Here is a 6,987-nt window from a genome sequence, read left to right on the forward strand (position 1 = left end):
CATAAAATTGTCAAGTATCGGCACTTATCAGAGCGTAGAAATTATGTTACAATAATACATTACAGCTGTAATATCGCCTCAGGAGTGAGAGGAGAGGAAAAACACCTATGAATTTAGAAGATAACATCGAGCGTATTTATCTCAGTGCTGAGATTCTGGCAGCTAAAGTAGAGGAAATTGGCAAGCAAGTCAGTGACTTTTACGCCCCGGATGACGAATTGGTTGTGGTCGGAGTACTGAACGGGTCTTTTTGCTTTATGGCGGATCTGGTGCGAAAAATCAAACAGCCGGTGACCGTGGAATTTTTCGGCTGTTCCAGTTATGGTAAAAGCACGGAAACCAGCGGCAATCTGAAAATCACCAAAGATCTGGATCATGATATCAACGGAAAAAATGTCCTGATCGTGGAAGATATTATCGATACCGGATTAACGCTGCTCCGCATGAAAGCTTTACTGAGCAAAAGGAATCCCAAATCGCTCCGGGTCGCTGTGCTCCTGGATAAGCCCAATCGCCGCAAAGTAGAGGTTAAAGGCGACTTCACCGGCTTTGAAATTGAAGATTACTTCGTAGTCGGTTATGGTTTGGACTATGCGGACAAATATAGAAATCTGCCTTACATTGGCATCTTAAAACCAGAGGCGTATGCATTGCAAAGCTAACCAAGAGAACAAGCGATTTTTGAGATTGAGAGGAGTATCCATTTGAAAAAGTTATTACGTTCAGCACCGCTTTATTTGCTGATTATCCTCATTACCGTCGCCGTGTTGAATTTCTTTCTGGCGGAACAAACACAGCCGTTAACGCTGGAATATAATACGTTTCGGGAATATCTGAGCAACGGTCAAATCAGCGCAGTCGTTCAGAACGCTCAGGAAATCAAGGGCAGTTTAACTGACGGCAGTACGTTTACCACCGTGATACCGAAAGCGGACGAAGAGGTGGTCAATAAGCTGATTTTAGAAAATACAGCCAAATATGAAGTGGAACTGCCACCGGAAACACCCTGGTGGACCGGTCTACTCAATACCTTATTTATGTTTGGCTTGTTCATTGCTTTCTATTATTTCTTTATGCAGCAAAACAACGGCGGCGGTAATAAAGTGATGTCGTTTGGTCACAGCCGTGCCAAACTGCAGCAAGGCGGCGCCAAGCAAATCACCTTTAAAGACGTCGCCGGTTACGAAGAGGTGAAGGAAGAACTGCAGGAAATCGTGGAATTCCTGCGGCAGCCAAAACGCTTTGTCGATATGGGTGCCCGCATTCCCAAAGGGATTCTGCTCTATGGCCCGCCGGGAACCGGTAAAACCTGGATGGCCAAAGCGGTGGCTGGGGAAGCAGGGGTTCCTTTCTTCAGCATCAGCGGCTCCGACTTTGTTGAGATGTTTGTCGGTGTCGGTGCCTCGCGTGTCCGTGATTTGTTCGAAACCGCTAAAAAGAGCGCTCCCTGTATCGTTTTCATCGATGAAATTGATGCGGTCGGACGGCAAAGAGGCGCCGGGTTGGGCGGCGGGCACGATGAACGTGAGCAAACCCTTAATCAACTGTTGGTGGAGATGGATGGTTTTGAAGCCAACGATGGCATCATCATCCTTGCCGCTACCAACCGTCCCGATATTCTAGACCCCGCTTTACTGCGACCGGGCCGTTTTGATCGTCAGGTGGCGGTGGATCGTCCCGATGTCAGTGAAAGAGAAGCGGTTCTGCGGGTGCATGTCCGCAACAAACCATTGGCGGAGGACATTAATTTAAAGATTATCGCGCGCTCCACGCCAGGCTTTACTCCAGCCGATCTGGAGAACCTGGTCAATGAAGCCGCTCTGCTGGCGGCAAGGCGGGACAAAACAAAAATTGAAATGTCCGATATGGAAGAAGCCATCAATCGGGTGATTGCCGGTCCGGCCAAAAAATCGCGGCTGATGAGCGAAAAAGAAAAGAAACTCAGCGCCTACCATGAAGCGGGACATGCCATTGTAGCGCATTATTTGAAGGATTTTGATCCCGTACATCTGGTAACCATCGTACCTCGCGGGCGGGCGGGCGGTTTTACTTCCGTAGTGCCGGAAGAAGATCGCTATTATGTGACAAAGAAAGATATCTATAATTCCATCGCCTATGCCTTAGGCGGACGGGTGGCAGAAAGCATGGTCTTTGGTGAAGTATCTACCGGAGCCAGCAACGATTTGGAACGCGTGACCGATATGGCGCACCGTTTGGTGACGGAATATGGGATGAGTGAAAAACTCGGGCCGATGACCTTCGGCAACAAGCAGCATGAAGTCTTCCTGGGCCGAGATCTCTCGCAGGGGAGAACCTACAGTGAAGAAGTGGCTGCCGTGATCGATGAGGAAGTGCGTTTGGTGGTGGATACCTGTTACAAACAGGCGACCGAACTGCTGCAGATGCACCGGGCGAAATTGAATCTGCTGGCGGAAACCTTAATGGAAAAAGAAACTGTCAAGGGCGAGGAACTGAACGCTTTGTTTGCTCAGATCGCTGTCTTAGCCGAGAGCGGTCTCGAGACAGCCCGGAGAGAGGATGAAACAATTGAGTGATTTACTTGATCTCAGCGTCAATGATTTTTTGCAGGAATTGTCGTCTGATTCACCTGCTCCCGGCGGCGGTTCCGTCTCCGCTTTTGCCGTAGCCATGGCAGCTTCTTTAGCTGAAATGGTTGCAAATCTAACTTTAGGCAGAAAAAAATACGCCGAAGTCAGCGCAGAAATGATGGAATTGCAGGCGCTGGCAGCGAACTATGCCTTAACAGCCAAAGACCTGGTTGTTTTGGACAGCGAAGCCTACAGGCAGGTCATGCAGGCTTATCAGCTGCCCAAAGAAACAGCGGCAGAGAAAAACGCGCGTCGGGCAGCGATTTTGGCTGCCACCAGAAATGCCATCGAGGTACCCAAACAGACAGCCTCACTCGCTTATGAAGTCATGAAACTGGTGCAGGTTGCTTTAGCCAAAGGCAACCGCAACACGGCAAGCGATGGGTTGGTTGCTTCCTATTTGGCGTTAGCGGGCTGCAAAGGAGCGATTGCCAATATCAGGATCAATCTGACCGGACTAAAAGAGGCCGGCGAAGCGGCAGAGTATGATCTGTTTTGTCAGGATCTGCTGCTGAATATGGAAGCTTTGGCGCTGCAAGCGGAAATCCTGGCGAAACCTACTTTGGGTTAACGCGAATCCAGCCACAGAAAAATTCTCACAAAAGGAGAGAGCCAGATGAAAATGTCAAAAATGTTTGGCCGGACAATCCGCGAAGTTCCCGCCGAAGCCGAGATAGACAGCCATAAACTCCTGCTGCGCGCAGGGTTAGTCCGGAAGATGGCCGCCGGTATCTATCAATATGACCCGCTGGCCTGGCGCTCAATGAAAAAAATTCAGGAGATCCTCCGTTCGGAGATGGACGGCGTGGGGGCGCAGGAAATCAATATGCCGTTGGCACAGCCGGCCGAATTGTGGCAGGAATCGGGGCGGTGGTACAGTGTCGGACCCGAAATGGCCCGCTTTAAAGACCGCGGCGGCCGCGATATGGTCTTAGCCATTACGCACGAGGAAGCAGTCACCGATCTGGTGCGCAACGAAATTAACAGTTATAAGCAATTACCGCTGGTTTTGTATCAGATTCAGATGAAATTTCGCGATGAAGCCCGCCCGCGCGCCGGTTTGATTCGGGTGCGTGAGTTTTATATGAAGGACGCTTACAGCTTTCATCAATCGGAAGCAGATTTGGATGCTTATTATGAAGTGATGACACAAGCCTATTTCCGTATTTTCCATCGGGCGGGTTTGAATGTGATTACAGTCAAATCGGACAACGGCAATATCGGCGGTAAAGTCTCACACGAGTATATGTATGTCACCCCCATAGGCGAAGACAGCCTGATTTTATGTGACCAATGCGGTTATGCGGCGAACCAGGAAGTTGCCGAAACAGGCAGCTGGACGATTCCGCAGGCTGAACCGCTGCCGCTGCAGGAGGAACATACCCCGGGCTGCAAAACAATCGCCCAGGTTGCCGAAGTTCTGGCAGCCGAAGCGCAGGATTGCATGAAGGCGCTCTTCTATGTTTCCAAAGGCTCTCTGCTGATGGTTGTCATTCGCGGCGATCTGGAACTGAATGAGCTGAAACTGAAAAAAGTCTTGGATGATGCCAACGTCCGCTTAGCTACGGAAGAAGAAGCAATCTGCGCCGGCATTGTGCCGGGTTATGCTTCACCGCTGGGATTCACAGGCAGGATTTTAGTGGATGCCTCAATTGCAGCAGGTAAAAACTGGATTGCCGGTGCCAATCAAACGGACTATCATCTGCGCAACGTCAATCTGCCGCGCGATTTTAGCGGGGAGGGACCGTATGATTTAGTTTCGGTCAAAGCAGGAGCACTTTGCCCTATTTGTGGCAGCCCTTTGCGGGAAGCGCGCGGGGTGGAGGTCGGCAATATCTTTAAACTGGGCACCAAGTATTCTTCCTCTATGAAAGCGACATTTCTGGATGAAAACGGTGAAAATCTGCCTTTGGTGATGGGCTGTTACGGCATCGGTTTGGGTCGTTTGCTTTCATGCATCATTGAAGAACATCACGATGAGGCCGGTATTATCTGGCCGATGACTGTTGCACCATATCATGTCTGTCTGTGTTCGGTCGGCGGCAACCCGGATGTGGTGGCCAAAGCGGATCAGCTCTATCAGGAAATGCTGGCTGCCGGGATTGAAGTGTTATATGATGACCGCGACTTGCGTCCCGGAGTAAAATTCAACGATGCGGATCTGATTGGTCTGCCGATCCGTATGATTGTTTCCGCCCGCAGCCTGGCTGCCGGTCAGGTGGAGCTGAAGGAGCGCAAGAAACAGGAAGCAGTGCAATTGCCTCTGCAGGAAGCAATTCCATTCATTCGGAATTTGATTCAAACAGAATTGGTCTCCTGGAAAAATCAATAAGCAGAATAAAATTGCGTGATTCTTTGCATTGGAGATGAATCACGCAATTTTACATAGGTTTTATTATTTTGCTCTTGTTCTCTGAAATTGTTTGGGTGTATAATAAAATTATCGGAAGCTCCCATGGCGGCCAAAGGAGCGTAAGGAATCAACGTGTGTACTCCGTAAAAAGAGGTAACCGGACCGAACCATCAGATGGTTTATCGGTATGACAGTGACAGCAATCGAGAGAGGAAGGAGTCTAGCGATGAGAAAGACAAAAATAGTTGTTACCCTGGGACCGGCGATTCAAGACCTGGAGATGATGAAGAAGCTTTTTTTGGCCGGAGCCAATATTGTCAGATTAAATTTCTCCCATGGCAACCATGCAGAACATCTGGTCAGAATCAATATGGCCCGGCAGGCGGCAAAAGAATTGGGTTTACGGATTCCCATCATGTTGGATAATAAGGGACCGGAAATCCGCATCGGCACCTTTGCCAAGCAAAAAATCAGTTTGCAGCAAGGAGATCGCTTCTGCTTGACAACCCGCGCTGTCATCGGCGATCAAACGATGGTAACCGTAGAATACGAGGCGATGCCGCGTGAAGTAACGGCGGGGAGCATGATTCTGCTGGATGACGGCAACTTAAGCATGCGTGTCATAGAAGTGCAAAACGGCAGCGATATTATTTGTGAAGTACTCAACAGCGGCGAATTATCCGACCGTAAAAAAGTCAATCTGCCCGGAGCGAAAATTTCCATTCCGGCGGTCAACCCGAAAGATGTAGAGGATATTCTGTTCGGCATTGAGCATAACCTCGATTTCGTGGCTGCTTCCTTTATCCGTAAGGCGGAAGATGTGCTGGAAATCCGCAGGATCATTGAGGATGCCGGCGGTAATATGAAGATTATTGCCAAAATCGAAAGTCAGGAAGGTCTCGATAACCTGAGCGATATTTTGAAAGTCACCGACGCTTTGATGGTTGCCCGCGGGGATTTGGGGGTGGAAGTACCGTCGGAGCAAGTGCCGATTGCGCAGAAGGAAATGATCCGCCTCTGCAATCAGAAGGCAATTCCGGTGATTACCGCCACTCAGATGCTGGATTCCATGATCCGCAATCCGCGGCCTACCCGCGCCGAGGCCAGTGATATCGCCAATGCGATCCTGGACGGCACCGACGCCATCATGCTGTCCGGCGAAACGGCCAGCGGCAAATATCCGCTGGAATCGGTGCAAACGATGGCGCGGATTGCGGAGAAAACAGAATCTGCCTGGCCGATGAAGTTGAATTGGCAGAATAACCGCCTGACGACAGAGGTCTCTGTTACCGATGCCATCAGCCATGCCGTTTGCCAAAGCGCCAATGATCTAAAAGCCGATGCGATTATTACGGCCACTTCCTCGGGCAGCACAGCACGCAATGTAGCGAAATATCGTCCGCAGGCGCGTATTATTGCCGTCACATCGCATGAAGCCACAGCCAATCAGCTTTGCCTGGTTTGGGGTATCACGCCGTTGGTAGTACCGAATATGCCCGATACGGACTCCATGGTAAATGAAGCCGTTGGAACGGCTCTGGATGCCGAATGTATTGCTAACGGTGACCTGATCATTCTGACGGCAGGCGTACCGGTCGGCATACCGGGCAGCACCAATATGATGCAGATCGTCACAGTCGGTGATATACTGGTACGAGGCGTTTGTATTGGCGAGTGCAATGTGGTTGGCAGAGCGGTGGTTGCTTTCTCTCCGGAAGAAGCGGAAGCCAAGATGCACCAAGGCGATATCCTGATCACCAAGAGCGTCGACGGAGATTACCTGCCCGCCATCAAAAAGGCTGCCGCACTGGTGACAGAAGAAGGCGGTTTATCCTCTTCCGGAGCCATCTTTGGGTTGAACCTGAATATATTGGCCATGGTTGGCGCAGAAAACGCCACCTCCTTTATCAAGACCGGCCAGGAGATTACGGTCGATCGGTACGGACGTATTTTCCGCGGTAAAGTCAGAGCGTAAATAACGAGCCAAAGAGCGAGCCAGGGGGACGGGGGTGTTGGCACAAATTT

5 protein-coding genes are annotated in these 6,987 nt (G+C 50.3%); all 5 read left to right on the forward strand.

Translation table 11 applies throughout. The features are described from left to right. Positions 1–107: 107 nt before the first annotated feature. The 5 genes from hpt (at position 108) to pyk (ending at position 6,937) form a co-directional block, all read left to right on the forward strand. Positions 108–662 carry a hypoxanthine phosphoribosyltransferase gene (gene hpt, locus LLG09_07170; protein MCE5196890.1) on the forward strand — a complete coding sequence of 185 codons (555 nt, stop codon included), beginning with the start codon at positions 108–110 and terminating at the stop codon, positions 660–662. A 42-nt stretch (positions 663–704) separates the two neighbouring features. Next, positions 705–2,555, forward strand: a complete 1,851-nt coding sequence (gene ftsH, locus LLG09_07175; protein MCE5196891.1) for an ATP-dependent zinc metalloprotease FtsH — start codon at positions 705–707, stop codon at positions 2,553–2,555. After that, the gene (locus tag LLG09_07180) at positions 2,548–3,180 is read left to right on the forward strand and encodes a cyclodeaminase/cyclohydrolase family protein (GenBank protein ID MCE5196892.1); all 633 of its coding nucleotides are present in this window, start codon (positions 2,548–2,550) and stop codon (positions 3,178–3,180) included. The genes ftsH and LLG09_07180 overlap by 8 nt, the downstream gene beginning before the upstream one ends. A gap of 45 nt (positions 3,181–3,225) precedes the next feature. Next, positions 3,226–4,941 (forward strand): proline--tRNA ligase, encoded by a 1,716-nt coding sequence (locus LLG09_07185; GenBank protein MCE5196893.1) that lies wholly within the window; start codon positions 3,226–3,228, stop codon positions 4,939–4,941. 247 nt (positions 4,942–5,188) lie between these two features. After that, a complete protein-coding gene (gene pyk / locus LLG09_07190; protein ID MCE5196894.1) occupies positions 5,189–6,937 on the forward strand; it encodes a pyruvate kinase in 1,749 nt (582 codons plus the stop codon). The last annotated feature ends 50 nt before the right edge of the window (positions 6,938–6,987 follow it).

The organism is Negativicutes bacterium (genome assembly GCA_021372785.1).
Lineage (GTDB): Bacteria > Bacillota > JAAYKD01 > JAAYKD01 > JAAYKD01 > JAJFTT01.